The organism is Corynebacterium sp. 21KM1197, assembly GCF_033783015.1.
GTDB lineage: Bacteria > Actinomycetota > Actinomycetes > Mycobacteriales > Mycobacteriaceae > Corynebacterium.
The window spans coordinates 1,015,430-1,041,272 of the sequence record NZ_CP123907.1 but is presented as its reverse complement, the minus strand read 5'-3'; the positions used below and the strand labels follow the sequence as shown (position 1 = coordinate 1,041,272).

Annotated in this window: 23 protein-coding genes and 4 tRNA genes; 10 read left to right on the top strand and 17 right to left on the bottom strand. The window is 65.7% G+C overall.

From position 1 onward, the window contains the following. Positions 1–153: 153 nt before the first annotated feature. On the bottom strand, positions 154–2,724 hold the full coding sequence (polA, locus tag OLW90_RS05075; protein WP_319651664.1) for a DNA polymerase I: 2,571 nt from the start codon (positions 2,722–2,724) through the stop codon (positions 154–156). Positions 2,725–2,817: 93 nt separating this feature from the next. Between polA and OLW90_RS05070 the strand changes: the two genes are divergently transcribed. The 6 genes from OLW90_RS05070 to OLW90_RS05045 all read left to right on the top strand — a co-directional run bounded on the left by OLW90_RS05070 (position 2,818) and on the right by OLW90_RS05045 (position 7,698). Then, positions 2,818–2,891 (top strand) — tRNA-Leu (locus tag OLW90_RS05070). Positions 2,892–3,522: 631 nt separating this feature from the next. Further along, positions 3,523–4,005 carry a hypothetical protein gene (locus OLW90_RS05065; RefSeq protein WP_319651663.1) on the top strand — a complete coding sequence of 161 codons (483 nt, stop codon included), beginning with the start codon at positions 3,523–3,525 and terminating at the stop codon, positions 4,003–4,005. A gap of 244 nt (positions 4,006–4,249) precedes the next feature. Beyond that, positions 4,250–5,101 (top strand): DUF368 domain-containing protein, encoded by an 852-nt coding sequence (locus tag OLW90_RS05060; RefSeq protein ID WP_319651662.1) that lies wholly within the window; start codon positions 4,250–4,252, stop codon positions 5,099–5,101. Continuing rightward, positions 5,098–6,003 carry an ABC transporter substrate-binding protein gene (locus tag OLW90_RS05055; RefSeq protein WP_319651661.1) on the top strand — a complete coding sequence of 302 codons (906 nt, stop codon included), beginning with the start codon at positions 5,098–5,100 and terminating at the stop codon, positions 6,001–6,003. The genes OLW90_RS05060 and OLW90_RS05055 overlap by 4 nt, the downstream gene beginning before the upstream one ends. Then, a complete protein-coding gene (locus OLW90_RS05050) occupies positions 5,996–6,928 on the top strand; it encodes an amino acid ABC transporter permease (RefSeq protein WP_319651660.1) in 933 nt (310 codons plus the stop codon). The genes OLW90_RS05055 and OLW90_RS05050 overlap by 8 nt, the downstream gene beginning before the upstream one ends. A 2-nt stretch (positions 6,929–6,930) precedes the next feature. Beyond that, entirely contained in the window at positions 6,931–7,698 is a 768-nt protein-coding gene (locus tag OLW90_RS05045) for an amino acid ABC transporter ATP-binding protein (RefSeq protein ID WP_319651659.1), read from the top strand. Between the two features lie 189 nt (positions 7,699–7,887). On the opposite strand, the gene coaD is transcribed toward OLW90_RS05045, so the two are convergent. From coaD to OLW90_RS05015, 6 genes are read right to left on the bottom strand one after another with little or no spacing between them, the layout of a single operon-like run. Next, positions 7,888–8,367: a pantetheine-phosphate adenylyltransferase gene (coaD, locus tag OLW90_RS05040; protein WP_319651658.1), complete on the bottom strand. Its 480-nt coding sequence runs from the start codon at positions 8,365–8,367 to the stop codon at positions 7,888–7,890. After that, positions 8,364–8,933 (bottom strand): RsmD family RNA methyltransferase, encoded by a 570-nt coding sequence (locus OLW90_RS05035; RefSeq protein ID WP_319651657.1) that lies wholly within the window; start codon positions 8,931–8,933, stop codon positions 8,364–8,366. The genes coaD and OLW90_RS05035 overlap by 4 nt, the downstream gene beginning before the upstream one ends. Before the next feature lie 11 nt (positions 8,934–8,944). Next, the gene (locus tag OLW90_RS05030) at positions 8,945–10,999 is read right to left on the bottom strand and encodes an ATP-dependent DNA helicase RecG (protein ID WP_319651656.1); all 2,055 of its coding nucleotides are present in this window, start codon (positions 10,997–10,999) and stop codon (positions 8,945–8,947) included. Then, a complete protein-coding gene (locus tag OLW90_RS05025) occupies positions 11,000–12,298 on the bottom strand; it encodes a DAK2 domain-containing protein (RefSeq protein ID WP_319651655.1) in 1,299 nt (432 codons plus the stop codon). Positions 12,299–12,308: 10 nt separating this feature from the next. Beyond that, positions 12,309–12,968 (bottom strand): uracil-DNA glycosylase, encoded by a 660-nt coding sequence (locus OLW90_RS05020; RefSeq protein ID WP_319651654.1) that lies wholly within the window; start codon positions 12,966–12,968, stop codon positions 12,309–12,311. A gap of 3 nt (positions 12,969–12,971) precedes the next feature. After that, positions 12,972–13,928, bottom strand: coding sequence for a thiamine-phosphate kinase (locus OLW90_RS05015; protein WP_319651653.1), 957 nt, complete (start codon positions 13,926–13,928; stop codon positions 12,972–12,974). A 30-nt stretch (positions 13,929–13,958) separates the two neighbouring features. On the opposite strand from OLW90_RS05015, the gene OLW90_RS05010 reads away from it, so the two are divergent. Then, positions 13,959–14,843: a DUF3515 domain-containing protein gene (locus OLW90_RS05010; protein WP_319651652.1), complete on the top strand. Its 885-nt coding sequence runs from the start codon at positions 13,959–13,961 to the stop codon at positions 14,841–14,843. A 15-nt stretch (positions 14,844–14,858) separates the two neighbouring features. Here the strand turns inward: OLW90_RS05010 and OLW90_RS05005 are convergent, their stop codons facing one another. Beyond that, on the bottom strand, positions 14,859–15,929 hold the full coding sequence (locus tag OLW90_RS05005) for a D-alanine--D-alanine ligase family protein (protein WP_319651830.1): 1,071 nt from the start codon (positions 15,927–15,929) through the stop codon (positions 14,859–14,861). A gap of 6 nt (positions 15,930–15,935) precedes the next feature. Further along, a complete protein-coding gene (locus OLW90_RS05000) occupies positions 15,936–16,934 on the bottom strand; it encodes an NAD(P)H-dependent glycerol-3-phosphate dehydrogenase (protein ID WP_319651651.1) in 999 nt (332 codons plus the stop codon). A 293-nt stretch (positions 16,935–17,227) separates the two neighbouring features. On the opposite strand from OLW90_RS05000, the gene OLW90_RS04995 reads away from it, so the two are divergent. Next, positions 17,228–18,193, top strand: a complete 966-nt coding sequence (locus tag OLW90_RS04995) for an NUDIX hydrolase (RefSeq protein WP_319651650.1) — start codon at positions 17,228–17,230, stop codon at positions 18,191–18,193. Here the strand turns inward: OLW90_RS04995 and leuD are convergent. Then, positions 18,171–18,776, bottom strand: coding sequence for a 3-isopropylmalate dehydratase small subunit (leuD, locus tag OLW90_RS04990; RefSeq protein ID WP_319651649.1), 606 nt, complete (start codon positions 18,774–18,776; stop codon positions 18,171–18,173). The two genes, OLW90_RS04995 and leuD, sit on opposite strands and share 23 nt — an antisense overlap. Positions 18,777–18,806: 30 nt before the next feature. Continuing rightward, entirely contained in the window at positions 18,807–20,228 is a 1,422-nt protein-coding gene (leuC, locus tag OLW90_RS04985; protein WP_319651648.1) for a 3-isopropylmalate dehydratase large subunit, read from the bottom strand. A 126-nt stretch (positions 20,229–20,354) separates the two neighbouring features. Between leuC and OLW90_RS04980 the strand changes: the two genes are divergently transcribed. Continuing rightward, positions 20,355–21,062, top strand: a complete 708-nt coding sequence (locus OLW90_RS04980; protein WP_319651647.1) for an IclR family transcriptional regulator — start codon at positions 20,355–20,357, stop codon at positions 21,060–21,062. 6 nt (positions 21,063–21,068) lie between these two features. On the opposite strand, the gene OLW90_RS04975 is transcribed toward OLW90_RS04980, so the two are convergent. From OLW90_RS04975 to gltX, 6 genes are all read right to left on the bottom strand, one after another. After that, on the bottom strand, positions 21,069–21,953 hold the full coding sequence (locus OLW90_RS04975) for an alpha/beta hydrolase family esterase (protein WP_319651646.1): 885 nt from the start codon (positions 21,951–21,953) through the stop codon (positions 21,069–21,071). Positions 21,954–22,068: 115 nt separating this feature from the next. Then, a tRNA-Glu gene (locus OLW90_RS04970) sits at positions 22,069–22,141 on the bottom strand. A gap of 67 nt (positions 22,142–22,208) precedes the next feature. After that, entirely contained in the window at positions 22,209–22,745 is a 537-nt protein-coding gene (locus OLW90_RS04965) for a YagU family protein (protein WP_319651645.1), read from the bottom strand. A 61-nt stretch (positions 22,746–22,806) separates the two neighbouring features. Then, positions 22,807–22,879: transfer RNA gene (locus OLW90_RS04960), tRNA-Glu, on the bottom strand. A gap of 18 nt (positions 22,880–22,897) precedes the next feature. Next, positions 22,898–22,969: transfer RNA gene (locus OLW90_RS04955), tRNA-Gln, on the bottom strand. Between the two features lie 93 nt (positions 22,970–23,062). After that, positions 23,063–24,538, bottom strand: coding sequence for a glutamate--tRNA ligase (gene gltX, locus OLW90_RS04950; RefSeq protein WP_413464489.1), 1,476 nt, complete (start codon positions 24,536–24,538; stop codon positions 23,063–23,065). Positions 24,539–24,637: 99 nt separating this feature from the next. On the opposite strand from gltX, the gene OLW90_RS04945 reads away from it, so the two are divergent. Beyond that, a complete protein-coding gene (locus OLW90_RS04945) occupies positions 24,638–25,822 on the top strand; it encodes an alpha/beta fold hydrolase (RefSeq protein ID WP_319651644.1) in 1,185 nt (394 codons plus the stop codon). Positions 25,823–25,843: the final 21 nt, after the last annotated feature.

Here is a 25,843-nt window from a genome sequence, read left to right as displayed (position 1 = left end):
ACTAGAAAGCGGACAGGTGCGCATGTCTCTTAAAAGACGCACTTTTAATCCCGTATCCGGCATGTTCCCGCCCTCCTATCACGACGAGCACACGCCAGAACTTAGACACGCTCTTGCCACCATACCGCCATAGCACAGAACAATCAAACAGCGCTAGTGCGCCGCCTCCTCCCAGTTCTGCCCCACTCCCACCGAGACCTCCAGCGGCACCCGCAGGTTGATGGCCCGGCCCATCTCCCGCTCCACGATCTCGCGCACCTGATCGAGTTCCCCGGGGGCCACCTCCACCACCAATTCATCGTGTACTTGCAGCAACACCCGCGAGGCCACGCCCGCCTGCGCCAGGGAGCGATCCACCCGGATCATGGCCACCTTGATAATGTCCGCCGCCGTGCCCTGAATCGGCGCGTTCAGCGCCGCGCGCTCGGCGTTTTCCCGCGCCACCCGGTTGGTGGAGGACAACTCCGGCAGGTATCGACGCCGCCCAAACAGCGTAGAGGTATAACCATCGCGGCGGGCCTGCTCCACCACCTCGTCAAGGTAGCGCTTCACCCCGCCAAAGCGCTCAAAATACGCCTCCATGATCCGCTTGGCCTCCCCCGCCGGAATACCCAATTGCTGGGAAAGGCCGTAGGCGGACAACCCATAGACCAGGCCGTAGGACATGGCCTTGACCCTGCGCCGCAGTTCCGGCGTCACGCCGTCGATGGGCACATCAAAGACCTTGGAACCCACGTAATTATGCAGATCCTCCCCCTTGCTATAGGCCTCGATCAGGCCGGGATCCTGGGAAAGGTGCGCCATCACGCGCATTTCAATCTGCGAGTAATCGGCAGTGAGAAGCGTCTCATAGCCCTCGCCCACCCTAAACGCGGAGCGAATCTTGCGCCCGGCGTCCGTGCGCACCGGGATATTTTGCAGGTTCGGATCCGTGGAACTGAGCCTGCCCGTGGAGGCCACCGTTTGATTAAAGGTGGTGTGAATCCTGCCATCCGATTCCACCGCCTTAATCAGACCCTCCAGGGTGGTCTTGAGCTTTTGATACTCGCGGTGCGCCAGCAAATGATCTAAGAAGGCATGCGGGTGATTGACGGCAAGTTGCTCGATTTCCTTGGCGGCGGTGGAATAGCCCGTCTTGGTCTTTTTGGTCTTGGGCAGGCCCAGGGTGTCAAAGAGCACCACCTGCAATTGCTTGGGGCTGGAAAGATTTAACTCAGGGTCCCCCGCCAATTCCCGAGCGGCGGCCACCTCCGCGTCCACCTGCTCCACAAAATCCGCGAGCTGCTCATTGAGCGTGGCGGTATCCACGGCCACACCCGCGCGCTCCATGCGCTCCAAAATGCCGGTGAGCGGCACCTCCAAATCCGCATACAACTCGTAGCCCTGAATATCCTGCAATTCCTCGGTAAGGAGTGCCGCCAATTCCAGCACCGCCAGGGCCGCATTCACCGGCCCCTCCTCCAGGCTGCGCTTGGCATGGCGCTGATAGATCTCATCGAGGGCATAGGTGCGCTGGCCCGGCCGCAGCAGGTACGCCGCCAGGAGGGTGTCATGCACCACGCCGCGCAGGCGGAAACCGCGCTCATGCAACTGCCGCGTGATCTCCTTGACGCCGTGAACATACTTGGCGGAATCGGAATCCAGCCACCTCGCCAGGGCACTTTCCTGCTCCGGGGACAATTCCGCGAGATCCAGCGCAATCGCCTCATACTCCGGGCTCACGCAGGCGAGGTTTTCCTCCCCGTCAAAGGCCAGGGCCACACCCGAGCGCTCACTCAGCCATTCCACTCCCGCCGCAACCAGGGTGACCTGGGGGGTATCGTCCTGCGGCACCGGCTCGCCGCCCTTCGTGGGCAGGGCCGCCAGCACCCGACCGCGCAATTGCGCGCCGAACTCCAATTCATCGAAGATCTCCACCGCGCGCGTCACGTCCACCGGGTTTAACTGCAACTGCTCCACCGTAACGTCCAGGGAAACATCACGCACCATCTGCGTTAATTCCCGGTTCATGCGCACCTGATCCAGGCGCTCCCGGAAGTTATTACCGGCCTTGCCCTTAATCTCGTCCGCGTGTTCCAGCAGATTAGCCAGAGTGCCGTACTCGCGTATCCACTTCTGCGCCGTCTTTTCCCCCACGCCGGGGATATTGGGCAGATTATCAGAAGGATCGCCCCGCAGGGCCGCAAAATCGGGGTACTGCTCCGGGGTCAGGCCGTATTTATCCTCGATGGCCTGGGGGCTAAAGCGATCCAACTCGGAAACGCCCTTGCGCGGATACAGCACCGTCACCGAATCCGTGACCAACTGGTAATAATCCCGATCCCCGGTAACGATGCGGGTATCAAAGCCCTCCGGGGTGGCTGTGACCAGGGTGGCGATGATGTCATCGGCCTCATAATTCTTCTTGGTCATGGTGACAATACCCAAGGTATTGAGCACCTTTTGAATCAGGGCCACCTGCCCCCTAAACGCCTCCGGGGCGGACTCACGCTGCGCCTTATACTCCGGGAACATCTCCGTGCGGAACGTGGAACGCCCGACGTCGAAAGCCACGCCCAGGTGCGTGGGCTGCTCCTCCTTAACCAGGTTGGCCAGCATGGACAAAAAGCCATACACGGCGTTGGTGTGCTGGCCACCCGCGGTGGAGAACTTCTCCACCGGGAGGGCATAAAAGGCACGGAAGGCCATCGAGTGGCCGTCGATCAGCAAGAGGCGTTGGGACATGCCCACGAGTGTAGAGGCGCGCGTGGGAGGCGGGCCGGGCGGCACGCGATTTCCTTCGCACAGGCGCGGTGGTCTAGGATTACTCAGGCGAGCGCCCCCGTAGCCCAATTGGCAGAGGCAACGGATTCAAAACCCGTTCAGTGTGAGTTCGAGTCTCACCGGGGGCACATTTTTCACCCCAGGATCTCACCGGGAAACCACCCGATAGCCTGGGGCTTTCTCATCTTCTGCCCACAGGATGGATACAGCAAAACTGTCACGCTTGCAGTCACATCGTAGTCACATTGCCGCGCCACCCCAGGCCCGCGCGCCCTACCCCATCCGGGACACTGCCCACACCCATCTCACACTCGTATCAGGATTGCTCCATTCACTCCTCACCGGGATACTAGACAGTGACAGCCACCCCAGACTGTCGCAATATAAAGGCGAAGAGCCCCACCCGGGGCCCAATCCAAGTGAGGCTCTTCGTGAGGCTAATCAGATAGCCGGTCGATCCAATCCCGAACAGCGTTCAAGATTATGTTGGCTACTGATCGGGCAAGCACCTGGCGCGCGAATCTACGAGCTCGCGCTAGGTGCTTTCCCCTTTCAGGGTGCGCCATACCCCCACGGACAAGACCCCACCACTCAGAACGGCCGTCGTCCGCTTCCCCTCCCCACCAAAATCCACCAAAGTACCCTCCCCCATGCCCAAAGGGAGAAACCCATTTGGGGGTATCCGGTTGCATATTCCCGCAAACCCCCTACTCTTATCGGCGTATTCTGGCCCCGTCCCGCCGAGAGGATCCCTCCCCCATGAAGCGCACTTTCGCCGCCGCCACCATCGCCATGAGCCTGACCGCCGGGGCCCTTGCCCCCGCCGCCTCCGCGCAAACCAGCCAGTTCTTGGACGAGGGCCGCACCGTATTCGATGACGCCCAGTGCCCGAGCACCGCTAAGAGCGAGAACGAGTTCCTGGGCAAGAAGCAGAGCATCTTCGATAAGTGCACCAAGCAGGAGAAGAAGCCCAAGGAGAAGCCGTCCAGCACGAGCGAGGCCGCGAAGCCCAGCGAGGAGGCGGAGACCACCGCACCGAGCGAGCCCAGCGAGAAGCCCGCCCCGGAGAAGCAGGACCCCGCCAAGCCTGCCAAGAAGTCCCCCCTGGGCGATATTGATAAGGAAAAGCTCAAGGAGCAGGTGCAGGGTTCCATCGAGGGGTACAAGACCGTGCAGCCGCTGGTCAAGGGCGTGATGAAGGTGCTGCGCATCGTACGCAAGATCTTCATTCCCTTCCCCTGATCTTCCCGCCTTCCTCTCGCCTGAGCCGCCAGAGCGCGGCCCAAGCGGCGCGATTCGGGCCATTGTAGCCAGCACCACGGCTACAATGGCCCGTTATGGTTTGTGGCCAAAGAATTGGCCCCACGCCCCACAATGGATATTATGCATGGGTCCATGTTTATCCATTTTCCATTCCCGGCCTCCACGCGCCGGACCGCGCAGCAATAACCGTGACCAACGAGGTCAGGAAGGCAATTACTCCCCTATGACACCCTCCCCCCTTGCGGTGGCAACGAATATTATCAAGGGTGCCTGCATCGGCATGGCCGAGCTTGTTCCGGGTATCTCCGGCGGCACCGTAGCCCTCATCGTGGGCATCTATGAAAAGGCCCTGCACACCGGCAATACGCTTATCGACGCCGCCCGTACCCGATCCCGCCAGTCCCTCCGCGCCGTCGATTGGCCCTTCCTCATCGCCATCGGTGTGGGCATGGTGGGGGCGATCTTCCTGCTCTCCGGCGTGATCCACTCCTTTGTGGAGGGCCACCCCAGCGTGGCCAAGGGCCTGTTTTTGGGCATGGTGGCCGTCTCCCTGAGCGTGCCGCTGCGCATGATCGGGCGCGCGGAGATTCAGCGCCGCGCCCCCATTCTTATCCCGGTCTTTCTCCTGTGCGCCGCCTTAAGTTTCTTTGCCACCGGCTTCACCTCGGAGCCGGTGAGCAATCCTTCCCTGGTGGTGATCTTCTTTGCTGCCATGATCGCGGTGTGCGCCCTCGTGCTGCCCGGCCTCTCCGGTTCCTTCCTGCTGCTGGCGATGGGCCTCTACCAGCCCATCATGGGCTCGTTGAGCGACCGCGAGTGGAGCGTGATCGTGGTCTTTGCCCTGGGCGCCCTGGTGGGCGTGGTGGCCTTTGTCAAGGTCCTGGACAAGATGATGCGCGATCACCACACCATGACGCTCACCGTCATGGCCGGGCTCATGCTCGGTTCCCTGCGCGCCCTGTGGCCCTGGGAGGGCCCCGTTCCCGGTGCCGAGGCGTCCGTGTGGGGCGCGATCGCCCTGGGAGCGGCCATCGTGGCCGGGATTCTCTTCCTGGATAAGAGGAAAACCGCATGAGATCGGCCTCCGCGATGATCAAGGTCGGCGCGCTCCTCACCGCCGTGGCGCTGCTCTCCGGCTGCGTGACCAACGAGGAACCCGGCACCCCCGAGGGCTGGGCGCCCATCGCGCCCCCGGTCGCCCCGGAGGTGGAGGCCTTAGTCCCCGCGGAGATACGGGAGCGCGGCGAGCTCATCATCGCCACCAACCCGCCCTTTCCGCCCTTTGAGTTCAAGGATTCCCAGGGCAGTATCATCGGCATGGAAATGGATCTGGCGCGCGGGGTGGCCGCCGTGATGGGCCTGGATCTGCGCATCGTGCAGCAGGACTTTTCCAAGATCCTGCCCGCCGTGGACGCCGGCACCATTGACATGGGGGCCACCGGTTTTACCGATACCCCGCAGCGCCGGGAAAACTATGACTTTGTGAATACCCTCTACGCCGGTATTCAGTGGGCGCAGCAAACCGGCGGGGACCCCATCGACCCCGCGCACCCCTGCGGGCTGACCGTGGCCGTACAGCGCACCACCGTCTCCGAGACGGACGACGTGCGCCCCAAGAACGAGGAGTGCATCGCGCGCGGGGAAAGGCCCATCGAGGTGCTGGCTTACGATACCTCGGATTCCGCGGCCACCGCGCTCGTCGTAGGCCGGGCGGACGCCCTCTCCGCCGATTCCCCGGTCACGGCCTGGGCGATAGAGAAGGCCGGGGGCAGCATCGAAAAGACCGGCCCGATGGTGTCTGCCGCCCCCTATGGTTTTGCCACGCCCAAGGGCTCCGAGCTGAGCCTGGCCGTGGCCGCCGCCATGCAGCACCTCATCGACACCGGGGACTATCAGAAGATCCTTGGCCAGTGGAACATCACGGACGGCCTGCTCACCCAGGCCACGATCAACGAGGAGCCGGTTCATCATGCCTAACTCCACCTCTCAGCCCGCCCCCATCAAGGCCGTGCCACTCAAGCACCCCGGCCGCTGGGTCACCGCCGTCATCGTGCTGGCGCTGGCCGCCTGGGCCGTCATCGGAGCCGCCACCAATGAGGCCTACGGGTGGGATATTTACCGCTCTTATCTCTTTGACACCCGCATTGCCACCGCTGCCCTGCACACCCTGCTCATCACCGTGCTCAGCATGGTGATCGGGCTAGTGGGCGGCGTGGCACTGGCCGTCATGCGCATGTCGCCCAACCCAGTGCTCGGAGCGGTGGCCTGGATCTTCCTGTGGATATTCCGCGGCACCCCCATCTACGTGCAGTTGGTGTTCTGGGGCCTCATGGGCTCGCTGTACGAGGTCATTCGGGTGGGCCCGGCCGAGGTGAGCCTGGAACGCCTGCTGGGCAATGCCTTCCTGCTGGCGGTGATCGGCCTGGGCCTCAATGAGGCCGCCTACATGGCGGAGATCGTGCGCTCCGGTATTCAGGCCGTGCCGGAGGGGCAGTTCGAGGCGTCGAAAGCCCTGGGTATGGGCTGGTGGCTGACCATGCGGCGCACCGTGCTGCCCCAGGCCATGCGGATTATCATTCCGCCCACCGGCAACGAGTTCATCTCCCTGCTCAAAACCACCTCTCTGGTGGTGGCCATTCCCTACACCCAGGAACTTTATGGCCGCTCCATCGACATCTCCAATGCCCTCTTTGCCCCCGTGCCCATGCTGATGGTGGCCGCCACCTGGTACCTGGTGATCACCTCGCTGCTGATGATCGGGCAGCACTACCTGGAAAAGTATTACGAGCGCGGCTCCACCCGGGAACTCACCGGTCGGCAACTCGCCGCCCTCGCGGACGCCGAGGGCGCGCTGCCCCGCAATATCAGCGTGATCAACCAAGCAGAAACCCGGAGGAAATAGCAATGAGTACCCCCATGATCGAGGCCAAGCAGGTGTGGAAGTCCTTTGGCCGCCTCAACGTGCTCAAGGGCATTGACCTCACCGTCCCCCGGGGCTCCGTCACCTGCCTCATCGGTCCCTCCGGCTCCGGTAAATCTACCCTGCTGCGCTGCGTGAACCACCTGGAAAAGATCACGGCGGGGCGGCTCTACGTGGATGGCCAACTCATCGGCTACGAGGAACGCAAGGGGGTGCTCTACGAGATCACCGAGCGCCAGGCCGCCCGCCAGCGCTCCGGGATCGGCATGGTGTTCCAGCAGTTCAACCTCTTTCCCCACCGCACGGTGTTAGAAAACATCATCGAGGCCCCCGTCCACGTCAAGGGCATGAACCCCGAGGAGGCCAAGGAAAAGGCCCTCAGCCTGCTCGATCAGGTGGGCCTGGCGCACAAGGCCGAGGCCTTCCCCGCGCAACTCTCCGGCGGGCAGCAGCAGCGCGTGGCCATCGCGCGCGCCGTGGCGATGGAACCCAAGCTGATGCTTTTCGACGAACCCACCTCCGCCCTCGACCCGGAACTGGTGGGCGAGGTGCTGCGCGTGATGAAGGACCTAGCCCGCCAGGGTATGACCATGATGGTGGTCACGCACGAGATGGGCTTTGCCCGCGAGGTGGCCGATCAGGTGGTGTTCATGGCCGACGGCACCGTGGTGGAGGCGGGCCCGCCCGAGCAGGTGCTGGACAATCCGCAGCAGGATCGCACCAGGAGTTTCCTGTCCACCCTGCTCAAATAATAAGGGGCCCAGAAAGGGACAAGGGCCCGCCTTACGGCAGGCCCTTTTATTTGCTTGCTTCTTCTTATCCGGGATTCTCCTCGCGCGGGTCTTGAGCTTTAAGTGCTCCTGAAGCCGCTCCGGGCTCATCTTCCACACGCTGCGATCACGAGGATTCATGGGACAAGCGCCACCTCCTTTCCGCTCTCATCACCGCTGAGCGTACTTGGCGCGCACCGCCTCCACCACATGCGGGGGCATGAGCCCGGAAATATCCCCGCCAAAGCGGGCCACCTCCTTGCACAGCGTGGAGGAGACGTACCCGTACTTCTCATCGGTGAGCAGGAAAAAGGTGTCCACCCCGGAGAGCCTGCGGTTCATCTGCGCCATCGGCAACTCGTACTCATAGTCCAAGGAGGAGCGCAGCCCTTTGACCAGGGCCGTTACCTTATGCGCCGTGGTGTAATCCACCAGCAGGCCGGACCAATGATCCACGCGCACGTTGCCCAGGTGCGCCACCGATTCCTCGATGAGCCCCTTGCGCTCCGCCACGCTAAACAAGCCGCTATTTTTATGCGGATTGGCGGTGACCAGCACGATCACCTCCTCGAACTGCGCGGCGGCGCGCTCGAAAATATCCAGGTGGCCCATCGTCATCGGATCAAAGGAACCGGGACATACCGCTTTCATTCTTCTTCCCTCCACACGGCCATATCCATGCGCGCAATGCCATAAGTGCGCTTTTTCAATTTCTGCCCCGTCGGGGTAAAGCCCTCGGGCCAATCCGTTTCCGGGGAGGCACTATGGCGCTCCACCACCACGGCCGCGCCGGGGGCCAGAGCCGGAATGAGCGCCTCAAGCATGGCGCGCACGGACTCATCCGCGAGGTCATAAGGGGGATCGGCCAACACCATGTCAAAGAACTCGCGCGGGGCGCGCGCCAGGTACGTGGAGACCTTGGCCTCCTCCACCTGAATATCCGGGTGGCCCACCTTGAGCGCGTTCTCCCTGATGATCTTGGCCGCCGGGGCGTGGGATTCCACCAGCACCACCTGGGCAGCCCCGCGCGAGGCGGCCTCCAGGCCCAGCGCGCCGCTGCCGGCAAAGAGATCCGCCACTCTCTTTCCCTCAAAACCAAAGCGCACCTGGAGGGAGGAAAACAGCCCCTCCTTGGCCCTATCCGAGGTGGGACGGGTGCCCTGCGGGGGAACCTTGAGGGTTCTCCCCCGTGCCTGCCCAGAAATAATGCGTGCCATAACCCACCACTCTAACTTTTTTCCAAAAACTCCTGGCTATCCGGGGCAATATCGGCGGCAATGGCCTCCGCCACCGGGCGATTGCGCTCCACCAGCGCCACGGCGTCCCGGTTTACCCGCTCGATCAAATCCTGATCGTGAAAGAGATCCAGCAGCCGAATCTGGCGGTTGCGGCCGGACTGCGCCTCCCCCAGCACGTCGCCCTCCTGCCGCAGGAGCAGATCCTGCTCCGCCAGCACGAAGCCATCCGTAGTTGCCGCCACGGCCTCCAGCCTTGCCCAACCGCTATCCTCCGGGGTGCTGGCCGTGGCCAGCAGGCAGAGGGAATCAAAGCCGCCGCGCCCCACGCGGCCGCGCAGCTGGTGGAGCTGGGAGATACCAAAGCGCTCGGCCTCCATAATCATCATCACCGTGGCATTGGGCACATCCACGCCCACCTCCACCACGGTGGTGGACACCAGCACGTCAATCTCACCGGCCGCAAAGCGCCGCATGACCTCATCCTTCTCCGCCGCAGGGAGCCTGCCGTGCAGCACCTCCACGCGCAGTTCCGGCAGGATTCGGCCCGCCACCTCGATCACGCCGCCCTCGCCCTCGATGCGGGGGCACACCACGTAGGCCTGCCGCCCAGCGGCCACCTCCTCCCGGATTCGCTCCCAGGCGCGCTGCACCCACGCGGGCTTGGATTCCGGCACCACCCAGGTGCGAATGGGGCGGCGGCCACCGGGGAGTTCACGCAGGGTGGACACCTCTAGATCGCCAAAGACCGTCATGGCGATGGTGCGGGGAATCGGGGTGGCCGTCATCACCAGCAGGTGCGGGTTGCTGCCCTTGAGCCGCAGGCGATCACGCTGCTCCACGCCAAAGCGGTGCTGCTCATCCACCACCACCAGGCCCAGCCGAAAGAACTCCACCGTGTCCTGAATGATCGCATGGGTGCCCACCACGATGTCCGCCTGACCTGAGACGATGGCCAACAGCGCCTCCTTGCGCGCGGCGGTGTTCATGGAGCCGGTGAGCAGCACCACCGAGGCCGCCACCCCGGCGCGCAGGAGCGTCTCCGTGAGCGAGCGCGCATGCTGAGTGGCCAGGACCTCCGTGGGGGCCAGCATGGCGCATTGATGGCCGTTATCCACCGCCTGAAGCATGGCCAGCAGGGCCACGATGGTTTTGCCCGAGCCCACCTCTCCCTGGAGCAGGCGGGACATGGGTTCCGCGCCACTGAGGTCGCGGGAGATCTCCGCCACCACGCTGTGCTGACCGGGAGTGAGGTCGAAGGGAAGCGCCGCGCGCAGGGTGTGCTGCAGGCCGTGGTCGTGCGGGGGGCTGGGTGGGGCCTCGCGCTGGGCGGAATCGGCCCGGCGCAGCGCCATGACGCAGGCCAGAGCCAGGGCCTCGTTGTATTTGAGGCGCAGTCGGTGCGGGTCTGGCCCCTCGGGGCCAGGTTGATGGATGCCGCGCAGGGCCTCGTCGAAGCCCACGAGGTCGGCGGGGACCTCGTCGAGGGGTTCCGGCGCCGGGGGCAGGCCGTGGAGCACGTGTTCTATGGCCCCCATGATCCGCCAGGAGGTGAGGCTCTTTTTCGCCGGGTAAACGGGGAGGTAATCGCGCTCCGCAAGTACCTCCACCATATCGCTGGTGCCTTGGCGCGCGGTGGGGCCGATGAGCACGTAGGTGGGGTGCTGTAGTTGGGGAAGGTCGCGGAAGTAGCGCAGCTTGCCGGAGAACATTCCCCTGGTGCCGGGGGTGAGCTGCTGGCTGATCCAGCGGGATTGGAAGAAGGTGGCCACGAGGGTGTGGGTGCCGTCGCTAAGCATGACGCGGGTGAGCAGTTTCCCGGTGCGGGTATAGCTCTCCTCTACCTTCTGCACCTCGCCCACGCAGGTGACGTGCTCGCCGTCCTCGGCCCCCTCCACGCTCACGCCGGAGCCGTGGCGGGAGTACATGCGGGGATAATATTCGAGGAGTTCCTCCACGGTGTGCACGCCGAGGTGCTTGGTCAGCGCGCGCGCCGCCTTGGCGGGGAGCACCTGTGTAAGCGGGCGCGTATCGCTCCACCCCAGCATTTATTCCACCCCTATTTCCACGGCGGCGGTGAGGTTATCGGCGCGGTAGGCCATCAGTTCCACGCCTAGTTGCGCGCTTAAGCCCGGGGCGTCGATGTGCACGTCTGGGCGCACCAGGAGGGTGACCAGTTCCCCGCCGGGGCGCAGGAGTTCGCGGCAGGTCTCCGCCAGCGCTGCGGGGTCGTGTACCTCGGCGGTGCGCATGGCCGCCACGGTCTCCCGCATGATCTGCACGGCCTCGCCGCGCGGCACCTCGGGGTCGTACACGGCCAACGCCGCGATGCCCTCCACCAGCCGGGTGGTGGGCACCACGTGCGCGCCGCCCACCGATCCGATCTCGCTGAGCCCGTTGGGCAGCACGATCGCCTCCCGCTGCGGGCGCGAGCCCGGGGAGATGACCTCGGCCCCGGCGTCCCGGAAAAGGCGTTCCATGCTGCCGGTGGGTACCACGGCGATCACCCCGGGGGCCTCCTCCTCGGGGGGTTCCGGCAGGGCCTCCAGGCGCAGATTGTTCACCTCCCCCAGGCCAAAGGCCCGCTCAATGAGTTCCCCGCTGCGGCGGGAGTGAATGTGGACGCTGGCGCTGCCGGTGCCGTCCGGGGCGATGATGAGGCTGGTGCCCAGCGGCTCCAGCGCCTCCCGGAGCGCGTCCTTATCGCCCCGATAGGCGAACATGACCTCCAGGTGCGGCTCGGCCGTGGGCGGGGTGAGGCTATCGCGCAAAGCGTCGATAAGCACCACCAGCCCCTGCCCACCCGCGTCCACCACCCCCTTGAGCGCGGGGAGTTGCGCCGGGGTCTTGGCCAGGGCGCGGTGGGCGGCCTCCGCGGCGGCGGTGACCACCCCATGTAGTTCCCGGTGCCGGGAGGCGGCCTCGGCGGCGGCGCGCAACACGCTGAGCACGGTGCCCTCCACGGGCCGGGCGATGGCACCGCGCACGAGTTCTAGGGCGCGGTGCAGCGCGGCGGTGATCTCCGGCGCGCCCAGGGTATCGCCGGACTCCTCCGCCAGGCTGCGCAGCACCTGGGAAAGCACCATGCCGGAGTTACCGCGTGCCCCGGCCACCGCTCCCCTGGTCAGCGCGGTGGTCACCTGCGCCGCCGTGGCCCGCTCCGGGAGGTTCGCCAAAGCGGAGACGGCCGACTGCATGGTGTGCGCCATGTTGGAGCCGGTATCCGAATCGGGGATCGGAAAGACGTTGAGGCGGTTGATCTCCGGGCTGCGCGCCTCTAGGTGGTTGGCCGCGCGCCGGGCCCAGGCGGCGAGGGTGGGGCCATCAAGCTCGGGGAGATACGCCATGAGCGATACCTTACAAGCGCCAGTCCACCGGGGCGGCTCCCCGCTGTTCCAAAAGGGCGTTGGCGCGGCTAAACGGGTGGGAGCCAAAGAACCCCCGCGAGGCCGAGAGCGGCGAGGGGTGCGGGGACTCGATGGTGGGGGTATCGCCTAAGAAGGCGCGGGCGGTTTGGGCATCGCGCCCCCAAAGGATTGCCACCAGGGGACTCTCCCGGCGCGCCAGGGCGGTCATCGCGGCCTCGGTGATCTGCTCCCAGCCCTTGCCCCGGTGGGAGGCGGGCGCGCCGGGCCGCACGGTGAGCACCCGGTTGAATAGGGCCACGCCCTGGCGCGACCAGGCGGTGAGATCTCCGTCCTGGGGTTGCTCTATGCCGAGGTCCTGGGAGAGTTCCTTGAAGATATTGATGAGGCTCTTGGGCAGGGGGCGCACGCCGGGCTGGGTGGAAAAGGAAAGTCCCATCGCATGCCCGGGGGTGGGATAGGGATCCTGGCCGATGATGAGCACCTTGACCTCATCGAAGGGGTATTGGAACACCCGCAGGACATCGCTGCCCGCGGGCAGATAGCCGCGCCCGGCGGAGTTCTCCGAGCGCAGGAAGTCCCCCATCCGGTGAATCTGATCGGCCACCGGGTCAAGGATGGGCTGCCAGCTTTCATGCACGGGAAGGCTCATGGTTTAAAAGCTTAGCCACCCGGACCGATAGGCGGGTTCCGATCCCCCCACGGTCACGCCGCTACCGCGCTGCACCGTGCCGATACGGCGAAAACCCGAGGGGATATTGCCGGGAGTGGTGGCCAGGATGGTGTGATCCTCCCCCCCACCGAGCACCCAACCCCAGGGGTCCCTGCCCAGGTGCTCCCCCACCTTGCGCATGGCTTCACCGGGGGCGATGGCCTGGGGGTCGAGGTCGATGCTCACCCCGGAGCGCCGGGCCATCGTGGTGAGGTCCGCGATGAGCCCATCGGAGTTATCGGTGGCGGCGGTGGCCCCGGTGGCGCGCGCGATCATGCCGCGCCCGGGGGGAAGGTGGGGGTTGGTGTGGGCGTCCCGGAAGTCCTTAAACTCCTCGGGCACCGCGCGGCCGTATCGTTCCAAGAGTGCCAGCCCGGCGGCAGAGTCCCCGATGGCCCCGGCGGCCACGAGGATCTGGCCGGGGCGGGCGGCGTCGATAGTCAGCGGGCGACGATCCCCGCCGAGCGAACCCACGGCGGTCACGGAGAGCACCAGGTGCTCCCCGGAGGTGAGATCGCCGCCCACCAGTTCCGCGGAGAAGCGCTCCACCTGCTGCTCGATGCCCTCCGCCAGGCCGCGCACCAGGCTCACCGGGGTGGTGGGCGGGGCGGAGAGCGCGAGCAGGGCGCTGATCGGGCGCGCCCCCATCGCCTCAATGTCCGCGAAGTTTTGCAGGATCGCCTTGCTGCCCACCTCCTGCGGGGTGGACCAGTCCAGGCGGAAGTGGCGGCGCTCCACCAGCATGTCCGTGCTGACCACCACGCGGGAATTGGGCTGGGCGCTCACCAGCACGGCGGCGTCATCGCCATTGACGTGGGAGGGGGCGGCCGCCATAATCTCCCGGATGACCTGGTGCTCACCGACGTCCGCGATGGTGGGCCCTGACGGGGAGGTCGGCATCACTGGGTCCTTTCATTAGACTCTCGTAGCGTGGATAGCCTCGATAACACAGCATCTGAGTTTAACCGCACCCCCATTTATCTGGCGCTGATCCTGGCCGTGGTGGCCGTGCTCGGCGCCATCGTGGGGGCGCGGGTGGTGTTTGAGCGCGCCGCCAATCAGCCGGTGACGCTTTCTACTATCGACGCCCCCGAGGCCACCTCCGCCGCCTGCACCGCGCTGCTGGAGCGCCTGCCCGGCGAGATCGGGGACTATAGCCGCGCCGACCTCGCGGACCCCGCCCCCGCCGGGGCCGTGGCCTGGGCGCGCACCTCGCAGGATCGGGTGACGCTGCGCTGCGGGGTTCATTCCCCCGAGCAGTACACCAGGGTCTCCACCACGGAGACGATCGACGGCGTGCGGTGGCTTCAGGTCTCCGATTCCGAGACGGACCTGAGCACCTGGTACGCCGTGGATCGCGGCCCCACGGTGGCGATCACCGCCGAGGGCTTCAACCCCACCGAGGCCGTCTCCGCCGCCGTGGCCGACCTCCCGGAGCAGCGGCGCGAACCACGCCCGCTGCCCCTCGATGACACCGCCACCCCCGAGGGCGCGCGCTGCGCCCGATTGATGAACAACCTGCCCGAGAAACTGGGCGATCACGCGCTGCACGAAAAAACCGATGCCAAGGCCGTGTGGACCGCCCCCGGTGGTGACCCCATTGACCTCGCCTGCGGGGTGGACATGCCCGCCGCCTACGAGGCCGGGGAGCAACTCACGCAGATCGACGAAATCCCGTGGCTCAACGATAACGGCGTGTTCTACGGCCTGGGCCGCGAGGCCATCGTGGCGGCCTCCATTCCCCCCTCGGTGGGTAACACCCCCCTGGTGGAACTCAGCGCCGCCATGACCGCGAACCTGGCGGCGGCTGAGTAGATCCGCTGCTTTCCGTTATTTGGTGGGCTGGCCGCTGGCCAGGGCCGTATCCACCATCACGCCGAGCAGATCCTGATACTCCACCCCGCTGGCGGCAAAGACCTTGGGGTACATGGAGATGGGGGTAAAGCCCGGCAGCGTGTTGATCTCATTGAGCATGGGGCCGGATTCCGTGGCAAAGAAGTCCACGCGGGCCAGGCCCTTGCAGTTCAGGGCCCTAAAGGCCGTCAAGGCCATGTCCTTGAGTTGCGCGATGGTCTGCGCCGGAAGCTGGGCCGGGATCTCCGCCGAGACCACGTTATCCAGATACTTGGTGTCAAAGCCGTAGAAGCCCTCCTCCGAATCCTCCGTACCGATCAACCGCGCGGGCTCCGAGGCCACCAGCGTGCCATCCGGGTATTCCAGCACGCCCACCTCCACCTCCGCCCCGGTGATCTCCGCCTCCACGATCACCTTGGTATCCTGCCGCCGGGCCAGTTCCACGGCCGCCGCCAGATCCTCCCAGCGCTCCACCTTGGAGATGCCGATGGACGAGCCGCCGCGCGCGGGCTTGACAAACACCGGCAGGCCCAGGTGCCCCTGCTGCTCCTCCGTGAGGGTCTCCTCCCCGCGCAGCACCACCTCGGCGGTGACCGGCAGGCCCGCCGCCACCACGAGTTTCTTGGTATATTCCTTATCCATGCCGCAGGCCGAGGCCAGCACCCCCGGCCCCACATAAGGCACCCCGGCCAGCTCGAAGAGCCCCTGAATGGTGCCGTCCTCCCCGCAGGGGCCGTGCAGCACCGGGAAGAACACATCGGCGGTGGCGTAGGTGCCTCGGCCGTCGGTAAAGCGCAGCGCCCCCCGGTGCTCCGGGTCGAGGCTCAGGGCGATCTCCTCGGCCTCGGCCACCTCGGGCAACTCCGCGTCTCCCGCAGGATCGGTGGTGCCCACCACCCATCGGCCCCGGCGCGTCACACCCACCGGAATGACCTCGTAGCGCTGCGTATCCAGGTGGCTCATCACCGCCGCAGCGGAGATACAGGAGATGGAATGCTCGGGGGAATTGCCGCCATAGATCACGGCCACACGGACTTTCTCCGCCATCATTACTTAGTACTCTGCTTTCTTTGATCGTTCCATCAGCGAGGTCATCATCGCCTCCACCGACATTCCATCGTGGCACACCGCATGAACCGCCTGAGTAATAGGCATATCCACGCCGTGCTCGCGGGCCAACTGCGCGATGGAGGTGGAGGACACCACCCCCTCCGCCACCTGCCCGCCCGTGGCCGCACGCGCCTCCTCCATGCTGCCGCCCTCCCCCAGGCGCACGCCAAAGCGGTGATTGCGGGAAAGAGAGGAGGAACACGTGGCCACCAGATCACCCAGGCCCGCCAGCCCGGCCAGGGTGCGCGGCTGCGCACCCAGCGCCTGACCCAACCTGGTGATCTCCGCCAGGCCCCGGGTGATCACGGTAGCCAGCGTGTTATACCCCAGCCCCAGCCCGGTGGCGATGCCGCAGGCCACGGCGATCACGTTCTTGCACGCCCCGCCCACCTCGCAGCCGATCACGTCCGCGTTGGTGTACGGGCGCAGGTAATCCGTGGACACCGCGTGCTGCACCGCCACCGCCCGCTGGGTATCCGCGCAGGCGATCACGGTGGCCGCCACCTGTTCCTGGGCCACCTCCTTGGCCAGGTTCGGTCCGGTGAGCACGGCAATGCGGCCGTGCTCGATTCCGGAATCCTCGATCACCTGATTCATCAACTTGCCGGTGCCCATCTCCACCCCCTTGGAGATGCTCACCACCGTGGCGCGCTGCGGAATCGCCTCGCCCCACTGCGCCAAATTGGCGCGCAGGGTCTGGCTGGGCACGCCCAGCACCACGATCTCGGCGTGATTCAGGGCCCACTGTGGATCGGCGCTGGCACGCACCCGCTCTGGAAGCACGATCTCGGGCAGGTAATCGCGGTTGCGGTGCTCGGCGTTGATGCCTTGGGCCACCTCCTCGCGCCGGGCCCACAGGCGCACGGTGTTGCCCGCGTCCGCAAAGACCTTAGCCAGGGTGGTGCCCCAGGACCCCGCCCCCATCACCGCTACCGCCACCATCTGTGCGCTCCTTTTCTCCGCCGTACACTGCCCGACCGGGCTTTTCGGTGTTCCGCCCGGCCCGCATACCCCGCGCCGGTGTGCCCGGGATAACTTCCCCCTAGAGCATAGTGTTTCCCCCGGCGCCGCCGCGTGACGCGGCAAGGCGGCGGTATACCGGCACGGAACACCATGAGCATGACGGCGCGGTGGCGCCATGAGCACGGCGGCGCCACGAGCGCAGTGGCGCGGGCGGGGTAAGGCGTGGAGAATAGTGCGCAGCACGTCAGCCTGGAAGGGAAGGAACCGTTCTCGTGAGCACACACTCCGCCGCCATCTACCTCAGCGGCAGGCACCACAGTATCCCCAAGGACCCCGCCAGCGAGTTCCCCAAGACCACCCTGGCCGCCGGTGCCGTGCTGTGGCAAGAGAAAAAGAACACGCTCCAGGTGGCCGTGGTGCACCGCCCGCACTACGATGACTGGTCCCTGCCCAAGGGCAAGGTAGATCCCGGGGAATCCCTGCCCACCACCGCCGCCCGCGAAATCTACGAGGAGACCGGCTACCGCCCCACCCTGGATCACCTGCTGGGCAAGGTCACCTATCCCGTGGGCGAGCGCACCAAGGTGGTGTACTACTGGGCCGCGCACGTCACCGAGGGGGAGTTCCAGGCCAATGACGAGGTGGACGAGCTGCGCTGGGTGACTATCGACGCCGCCCAGACCCTACTCAGCTACGACGTGGACGTGGAGGTGGTGCGCGCGGCCGCCGCCCACCTCAACGAGCGCGCCACCTCGCGGGTGATCCTGGTGCGCCACGGCCGCGCACACCAGCGGCGCAACTGGGGCGGGGACGATGATCGCCGTCCCCTGGATAAAAAGGGTCGCCGCCAGGCGGAAATGCTGGTGCCCATGCTGCTGCCCTATCAACCGGACGCCCTCTATAGCGCCCGGCCCGACCGCTGCCAACTCACCGCCGCCCCCCTGGCCGATGAGCTGAGCCTCGACGTCACCGTGAACCCCGCCTATGGGGATCAGGGTTGGGTGAGCGATATGGCGCAGGCCCAGCGGAAGTTGGAGGAGATCATCGCCGCCGGGGGCACCTCCGTGGTGTTTAGCCAGGGGCTGTATATCCCCGAGGCGGTGGCCCACCTGGCCGCCAAGGGGGCCTTGAACATCGAGGACACCCAAGCGAAGAAGGCCAGTTGCTGGGTACTCTCCTTCCGCGAGGGTGCCCTGGTGGCGGCGGAATACCTGGCTAGTCCGCTGCCGGTGAAGTAACCCTGGGCTTAAAGCCCGCGCGGGTGCCCTCGAAGGCCGCGATCTGATCCTCCTTGCGCAGGGTCAGTCCAATATCGTCCAGGCCCTCCATGAGCCGCCAGCGAGTGTAATCGTCCACCTCAAAGGGATAGACGTTCTCTCCCGCGCTCACCGTGCGATTATCCAGGTTCACGGTGAGTTCCAGGCCCGGTTCCTGCTCCATCTGCTTCCACAGCAACTCAATATCGCTCTCCTCCATGCGCCCGGCCAGCAAACCAGCCTTGCCCGCATTACCCCGGAAGATGTCCGCGAAGCGCGGAGAGAGCACCACCCGGAAGCCATAGTCCATCAGCGCCCACACGGCGTGCTCACGGGAGGAGCCGGTGCCAAAGTCAGGGCCGGCCACCAGCACGGAGCCGTGGCGGTAGGTGTCCTGGTTGAGCACAAAGCCGGGATCGTTGCCCCGCCAGTTGGCAAAGAGGCCGTCCTCGAAGCCGGTGCGGGTAACCCGCTTGAGGTACACGGCGGGAATGATCTGATCCGTGTCCACGTTGCTGCGCTGAAGCGGCACGCCCACGCCGGTGTGGGTGGTGAACTTTTCCATGATCCTTATCCTCTCTCTTTTTGGGCTGGCTTATACCAGGTCCGCGGGGCTGGCCAGGTGCCCGGCGATGGCGGTGGCGGCCGCCACCGGGGGCGAAACAAGGTGGGTGCGTCCGCCGGGGCCCTGGCGTCCCTCGAAGTTACGGTTGGAGGTGGACGCCGAGCGCTCCCCCGGCTTGAGCTGATCCGGGTTCATGCCCAGGCACATGGAGCAGCCCGCCGTGCGCCACTCCGCCCCGGCCTCCAGGAACACCCGATCCAGGCCCTCCTTTTCCGCCTGCTGCTTGACCATCGTGGAGGAGGGCACCACCATCATGCGCAGGCCCTGGGCGATGCGGCGGCCGCGCAGAATATCGGCGGCGGCGCGCAGGTCCTCGATGCGGGCATTGGTGCAGGAGCCGAGGAACACCGTGTCAATGGCAATATCGCGCAGCGGGGTGCCGGGGGTGAGGTCCATGTAGTCCAGAGCCTTGGCCGCGGCGGCCTTGTCCGCCTCGTTGGTGAAGTCCTCCGGGTCCGGCACGGCGGCGGAAAGCGGCAGGCCCTGGCCGGGGTTAGTACCCCAGGTGACAAAGGGGGTGAGGGCATCGCCGTCGATGTGTACCACGGTGTCAAAGGTGGCACCCTCGTCCGTGGGGAGGGTGCGCCAATACTCCACGGCGGCGTCCCAATCCGCGCCCGTGGGGGCGAGTTCGCGGCCCTTGACGTACTCGAAGGTGGTCTCGTCCGGCGCGATCATGCCCGCGCGGGCGCCCGCCTCGATGGACATGTTGCAGATGGTCATGCGGGCCTCCATCGAGAGTTGGCGGATCGCCTCCCCGCGATACTCGATGATGTGGCCCTGTCCGCCGCCGGTGCCGATCTTGGCGATGATGGCCAGGATCAAGTCCTTGGCCGTCACCCCCGGTTGCAGGGTTCCGGATACCTCGATGGCCATCGTCTTAAAGGGCTTGAGCGAGAGCGTCTGGGTGGCCATCACGTGCTCCACCTCGGAGGTGCCAATGCCCATGGCGATCGAGCCGAAGGCCCCGTGGGTGGAGGTATGCGAATCCCCGCACACAATGGTCATACCGGGCTGGGTGGCCCCCAGCTGCGGCCCCACGGTGTGCACGATTCCCTGGCGAACATCGCCCATGGGGTGCAGGCGAATACCAAACTCCGCGCAGTTCTTGCGCAGGGTGGCCACCTGCGTGCGAGAGGTCTGATCCGCGATGTCCAGCAGGTTGCCGCCGATCACGCCCTCCGTGGGCACGTTGTGATCCTCGGTGGCCAGGTGCAGGTCGGGGCGGCGGATCTTACGGCCGGTCATGCGCAGGCCGTCGAAAGCCTGCGGGGAGGTGACCTCGTGGAGGAGTTGCAGGTCAATGTAGATGAGATCGGGCTCCCCGTCCTTGCCGGGGGAGACGATGTGATCCCGCCAGACCTTCTCGGCCAGCGTCAGCTTCTCACTCATGATGGCGCTCCTGTTTCAGTATGTGGAACCTGCATGTCACTATGTGAGACACCATACGCCATTCAATCGCCACACACACCTTACCTTGCCCTAACTTCCCACCTCACGGAATGCTAGGATCACGGTATGGGACATTACGACGCCTCCGGGATCAAGGTGCTCGACCGCGCCGTCTCCATCATGGTGACGGTGGCGCATCAACCCCGCAGCCTCACGGAACTCTGCGAGGCCACCGAACTCCCCCGCGCCACCGCTCATCGGCTGGCCACCGCCCTGGAAGCCCACCGCATCCTCGCCCGCACCAGCGAGGGCAAGTGGACCATCGGTCCCACGCTCACCACCATCGGGGCACGCTCCAAAAACCAGCTTATCGACGCCGCCACCCCCACCATGACTGCGCTGATGGAGCGCACCGGGGAATCCGTGCAGCTCTACCAGCTCACCGGCACCTCCCGCACCTGCATCGCCGCGCTAGAGCCCTCCTCCGGCCTGCAAAACACCGTGCCCATCGGCTCCCGCATGCCGCTCACGGCAGGCTCGGCGGCCAAGGTATTCCTGGCCTACGCCTCCCCCGATCTGCGCGACAGCATTCTCCCCCAGGCCTCCTTTGACGCCGCCGCGCTCTCCGAGGTCAGAGAGCGCGGCTGGGCCGATTCCATCGGGGAGCGCGAGGTGGGCCTTTCCAGCCTCTCCGCGCCCATCAGCAACTCCGCCGGGGAGTTCCTGGCCGTGCTCTCCCTCTCCGGGGTATCCGAGCGGCTGCGCCCCAGCCCCGGCGAACTCTGGGGGGCCGCGATCCTCGATTCCGCGCGGCACCTCTCCCAGGCGCTCTAGGCCCTGTTAGGCCTTGCGCTGCCCCTTGAGGAAGTTCCAGGTCATCTCCGCCACGTTCGGGGTGGAGTACCACTCGTGCCCGCCACCCGGCACCAGCACCTCTTCCACCGGGCGGGCGCACCCCGTGTGCGAGGTCGCCGTGCCGTTCTGAGTCTCTCCCGTGCAGCCATTGCGGGAGGCATAGGAGGCCACCACGTCCCGGGTAGCCGCCACCGCGGCGCCGTGGCGCGACCCACCCTCGTAGGGCACGGTGCTATCGGCATCACCGTGAATATCCATGAACGGCACCGCCGCGGAGGAGCAGTCCTCATTGGTGGGCAGGTAGTACGCGCCGGAAACCACGGCCACACCCGCCACCAGATCCGGGGCCTTGCAGGCCAGGGTGGCAGCCATGCCGCCGCCATTGGACATGCCCGCCGCATACACGCGGCTGCGATCCACGTTCAGCACCGTGGATACCTGATCCACCATCTGGCGCACCGCCGTGATGTCCTGCTCCGCAGTGGTCTTGGCGTAGGGGCCGCCAGCCCAGGCGTTCTCAATGCCGCGCGGATAGATCACGATGGCTTCATCGGCCACCCCGGAGGAGGCGTAATTGGAGTAGCCCCGGAACTTCTCCGGGCTATCGCCCCAGCCACCAAAGGCCAGCAGCACGGGGTGGGGCTTGACGGGATCGTAATTGCGGCTCACGCTCACCAGGTAGCTGCGATCCGGCCCGTTGGGCACCGGAATGGTGATCTCCCGGAGATCGCCGCCAAAGATGCGCTGCGAGAGGGAACTGAGTTCTGCGGGAAGGTCAAAGGCCGAAGCCGGTGCGGCGGCCGCACTACCAGCGGCGAGCAGGGAAACACTGGCCGCGATCGCGGCGACGGTGGTTTTGAGGAGCTTCACATCGCACTACTTTAGACGAAAGAGGAGTCCGCCGCGCAAGCCTGGGAATAGGCTGAACGGCTGGTCAGAATAGGAAAACTCCCTTTCACGCACAATACACGAAAGGGAGTAAAAGTACCCCGTACGGGATTTGAACCCGTGTTACCGGCGTGAGAGGCCGGCGTCCTAGGCCACTAGACGAACGGGGCTCGTCGTGCTGACTCGGATTACAGTAGTGTAAGCACAAAGAAACAGACAAATTGCCTGCTCACAAGGCTAATTCAACGCAACCTCGGCGTCCGGTTCTCCCGTGGCACGGTTGCGTAGATCGCGGCGCACGATCTCAATGCTCCACATCCACACGATGTGTCCAAAGAACTCGGAGAGGTGCTCCCCCGCCGGTTGATCCCACGGGGCGGGCACCACCCCCACAAGCGGCATGAACACCACGTGAAAGGCCACAAAGACCACCACGCCGAATACCGCCCCCTGCCACATCTTGATGGCGGGCCAGTACTCCGCCACCAGGCAATAGAACACCGCGAAGGAGATGGCAAAGGCAAAGTGCAGAATGAAGCTCACGTAGGGCAGATCGTTGCCCAGATAGGAGTAGGTGGCGTGGGTGGCCTCCGGACTCATGCCGAGCATTTCCAGCAGCGCCTGGGGCGGATTGGTGGCGTTGCGCTCGGGGGTGCGGGGCGGGAAGGGCACCTCCCAACCAAACTTGACGATTCCCGAGAAGAACCCGGCGATGATTCCCACCCACAGGGCGGTGCCCAGGCGGCGACGGGCCGGGTCGGTGAAGGTGTGCAATTTTTCTCCTTGAAATATAAAAAGTCCCCTCACCGAATAATCTCGGTGAGGGGACTTGAAGTACCCCGTACGGGATTTGAACCCGTGTTACCGGCGTGAGAGGCCGACGTCCTAGGCCACTAGACGAACGGGGCGCGGCGATAAAATCGCTGCTGGCCTACCAGGACTCGAACCTAGAATGACGGTACCAGAAACCGTAGTGTTGCCAATTACACCATAGGCCATTGCTGCTTCCCAGCGGCGTTTCCGCGCTGTGCAACGGGGAATACTATAACCATAACCCCGGAGTACCCACAAACCGCCAGGTCGCGGGGCATTTAGGCGCTAAACGGAGTGTTTTCGCGTGCGGCCCGCAGGCGAGCCAGGGTGGACTCCTTGCCCAGGAGTTCCATCGACTCGAACAGCGGCGGGGAGACCGCCGCGCCCGTGATCCCCACGCGCAACGCGCCATAGGCCTTGCGGGGCTTGAGTTCCATCTCCTCGATGAGCGCCGTGGAAAGCACCCGTTCAATCTCCGGGTGGGTCCACTCCCCCAGCGCCTCCAGGCGCTCGATGGAGGTATCTAGCACCGCCACGGCGTCCTCCTTGAGGTTCTTGCGCGCGGCCTTCTCATCAAGCACCAGGGCCTCATCCCCCACCACCAGGAACTTCAGCAGGCCGTAGGCATCGCCCAGCACCTTGATCCGGGTGTGCACCAGGTCCGCGGCAAAGGTGAACTTCTCCTCCGGGTAATCGGCTGGAAAGTCCGTGTGCTCGCTGAGGTAGGAGCGCAGGCGCTCGCGGAAATCCGCCGGATCGAGCAGACGGATCTGATCGGCGTTGATGGCCTCCAGCTTCTTCTGGTCGAAACGGGCGGGGTTGCCCAGTACGTCGGCCACGTCAAAGGCCGCCACCATCTCCTCGCGGGAGAAGATGTCCTTATCCGCGGACAGGGACCACCCCAGCAGCGCCAGGTAGTTGAGCATGCCCTCCGGAATGATGCCCGCCTCTACGTGATTAAAAAGGTTGGACTCGGGATCGCGCTTGGAAAGCTTCTTATTCCCCTCCCCCATCACAAAGGGCAGGTGCGCAAACTCCGGCACCTTGGTGGCCACCCCAATGCGGATCAGGGCCTCATACAGGGCCAGCTGGCGGGGCGTGGAGGAGAGCAGATCCTCGCCTCGCAGCACGTGCGTGATCCCCATGAGGGCGTCATCCACGGGATTGACCAGGGTGTACAGCGGCTGCCCGTTGGAGCGGGCCACCACGTAATCGGGCTGAGTCTCCGCCTTGAAGGTCATATCCCCGCGCACCAGGTCGTGCCAGGACCAGTCGTGATCCGGCATGCGCAGCCGCCACACGGGCTTACGTCCCTCGGCCTCGAAGGCGTCGATCTGCTCCTGGGTGAGGTCGCGGTCGAAGTTGTCGTAGCCCAACTGCGGGTCGCGCCCGGCGGCGATGTGGCGTTCCTTGACCTCCTCGGCGGTGGAATACGCGGGGTAGACCTCCCCGGCGTCGATAAGCTTGTTCAACACGTCCGCGTAGATGTCCATACGCTGCGACTGCCGGTAGGGCTCCTGCGGGCCGCCCACGTCAATGCCCTCGTCCCAGTCCAGCCCCAGCCAGCGCAGGGACTCGATGATGGCCTGGTAGGACTCCTCGGAATCGCGCGCGGCGTCCGTGTCCTCGATGCGGAAAACCATGCGGCCGCCGGTGTGGCGGGCGTAGGCCCAGTTGAACAGGGCGGTGCGCACCATGCCCACGTGCGGGGTTCCGGTGGGCGAGGGGCAGAATCTCACGCGAATGTCACTCATGCCCCCTATTTCACCACACCCGCCGCGCCGACGTTGTGCCCGGTTATGCACAGTTGTGCGCAGTTGTGCGCGCCCACTCGGCGCTGTAGGCATAGAACAATGAAGAACATCACCGTCTCCGAACACACCCTCACCGTTGCGCTCAACCGTGCCGACCCGCAGGACCCGCGCCGCGTGGAGATCTTTGCCCGCGTGCTCAGCCGCGATCCACACCTGCCCTACCTGCTCTACTTGCAGGGCGGCCCCGGCTGCGAGGCCCCCAGGCTCTGGCCCGCCTGGGCACCCGTGGCCCTGGAGCGCTACCAGGTGGTGCTGCTCGATCAGCGCGGCACGGGGCGCTCCGCGCCGGTGGGCAGCCCCCAAGACGCGGACTACCTGCGTCACCTGCGTGCCGACGCCATCGTGGCGGACGCCGAGGACCTGCGCGAGCACCTAGGCGTGCGCACGTGGTCCGTGCTGGGGCAATCCTTCGGCGGGTTCAGCGCGCTGCGCTACCTCAGCGCGCATCCAGAATCTATCGAGCGGGCATTCTTCACCGGCGGCCTGCCCTCGCTCACCCACAGCCCCGAGGAGATCTATGCCGCCACCTATTCCTCCATGCGCCAGCACACCGAGGACTACTATCGGCGCTTCCCCGAGCACCGCGCCCGCATGGCCGAACTCATGGAGCGCGCGGCCCAGGGCGAACTGGTGCTTCCCGACGCCGAGGTGGTCACTCCCTCGCGCCTGCGCAGCGTGGGCCATCTGCTGGGCACCAACGACGGCTGGATTCAACTCCACGGGTTGCTCGACCTGCCCTGGGACTCCCCCGCCTTTGCCCACGACCTCGCCGCCGCCCTCCCCTTCAACGGCCGCAACCCGCTGTACTTCGTGCTGCACGAATCCTGCTACGCCAACGGCGCCACCACCGACTGGGCCGCCCACCGCGCCCTGCCCCGGGATTACCGCGAGGACCCCACCCTCCTCACCGGGGAGCACGTCCACCCCGAATGGCTCGACACCGTTCCCGCCTTCCGCCCCTGGAGGAACATCGCCAAGGAGATCGCGGCGACCCCCTGGCCGCGCCTTTATGACCCCGAGGCGATCCGGGAGGCGCGCGGGGCCGCCGCGATCTACGCCTATGACGCCTATGTCCCCCTGGAGTTCTCCCTGGATACCGCGCGGCATATGCCCGCGCTGCGCACGCTAGTAACCAGCGAGCACGAGCACAACGGCCTGCGCGCCAGCGGCGGGGAGATTCTGCGCCACCTCTTTGACCTCAGCGAAGGCGCGCGGCTGCGCTGAGGCCCGCGTCAAAGACTGGCC

Excerpts from the sequence above, each read along its gene's own strand:
- OLW90_RS05000 (WP_319651651.1), bottom strand. The coding sequence starts at position 16,934 with ATGGTGGCGGTAGCGGTGATGGGGGCGGGGTCCTGGGGCACCACCCTG.
- OLW90_RS04945 (WP_319651644.1), top strand. The coding sequence starts at position 24,638 with ATGAAGAACATCACCGTCTCCGAACACACCCTCACCGTTGCGCTCAAC.
- OLW90_RS05005 (WP_319651830.1), bottom strand. The coding sequence starts at position 15,929 with ATGGCGGAGAAAGTCCGTGTGGCCGTGATCTATGGCGGCAATTCCCCC.
- OLW90_RS05030 (WP_319651656.1), bottom strand. The coding sequence starts at position 10,999 with ATGCTGGGGTGGAGCGATACGCGCCCGCTTACACAGGTGCTCCCCGCC.
- polA (WP_319651664.1), bottom strand. The coding sequence starts at position 2,724 with ATGTCCCAACGCCTCTTGCTGATCGACGGCCACTCGATGGCCTTCCGT.
- OLW90_RS05015 (WP_319651653.1), bottom strand. The coding sequence starts at position 13,928 with ATGCCGACCTCCCCGTCAGGGCCCACCATCGCGGACGTCGGTGAGCAC.
- OLW90_RS04980 (WP_319651647.1), top strand. The coding sequence starts at position 20,355 with ATGGGACATTACGACGCCTCCGGGATCAAGGTGCTCGACCGCGCCGTC.
- OLW90_RS05020 (WP_319651654.1), bottom strand. The coding sequence starts at position 12,968 with ATGAGCCTTCCCGTGCATGAAAGCTGGCAGCCCATCCTTGACCCGGTG.
- OLW90_RS05060 (WP_319651662.1), top strand. The coding sequence starts at position 4,250 with ATGACACCCTCCCCCCTTGCGGTGGCAACGAATATTATCAAGGGTGCC.
- OLW90_RS05055 (WP_319651661.1), top strand. The coding sequence starts at position 5,098 with ATGAGATCGGCCTCCGCGATGATCAAGGTCGGCGCGCTCCTCACCGCC.
- OLW90_RS05050 (WP_319651660.1), top strand. The coding sequence starts at position 5,996 with ATGCCTAACTCCACCTCTCAGCCCGCCCCCATCAAGGCCGTGCCACTC.
- coaD (WP_319651658.1), bottom strand. The coding sequence starts at position 8,367 with ATGAAAGCGGTATGTCCCGGTTCCTTTGATCCGATGACGATGGGCCAC.
- OLW90_RS05035 (WP_319651657.1), bottom strand. The coding sequence starts at position 8,933 with ATGGCACGCATTATTTCTGGGCAGGCACGGGGGAGAACCCTCAAGGTT.
- leuD (WP_319651649.1), bottom strand. The coding sequence starts at position 18,776 with ATGGAAAAGTTCACCACCCACACCGGCGTGGGCGTGCCGCTTCAGCGC.
- leuC (WP_319651648.1), bottom strand. The coding sequence starts at position 20,228 with ATGAGTGAGAAGCTGACGCTGGCCGAGAAGGTCTGGCGGGATCACATC.
- OLW90_RS05045 (WP_319651659.1), top strand. The coding sequence starts at position 6,931 with ATGAGTACCCCCATGATCGAGGCCAAGCAGGTGTGGAAGTCCTTTGGC.
- gltX (WP_413464489.1), bottom strand. The coding sequence starts at position 24,538 with ATGAGTGACATTCGCGTGAGATTCTGCCCCTCGCCCACCGGAACCCCG.
- OLW90_RS05025 (WP_319651655.1), bottom strand. The coding sequence starts at position 12,298 with ATGGCGTATCTCCCCGAGCTTGATGGCCCCACCCTCGCCGCCTGGGCC.
- OLW90_RS05065 (WP_319651663.1), top strand. The coding sequence starts at position 3,523 with ATGAAGCGCACTTTCGCCGCCGCCACCATCGCCATGAGCCTGACCGCC.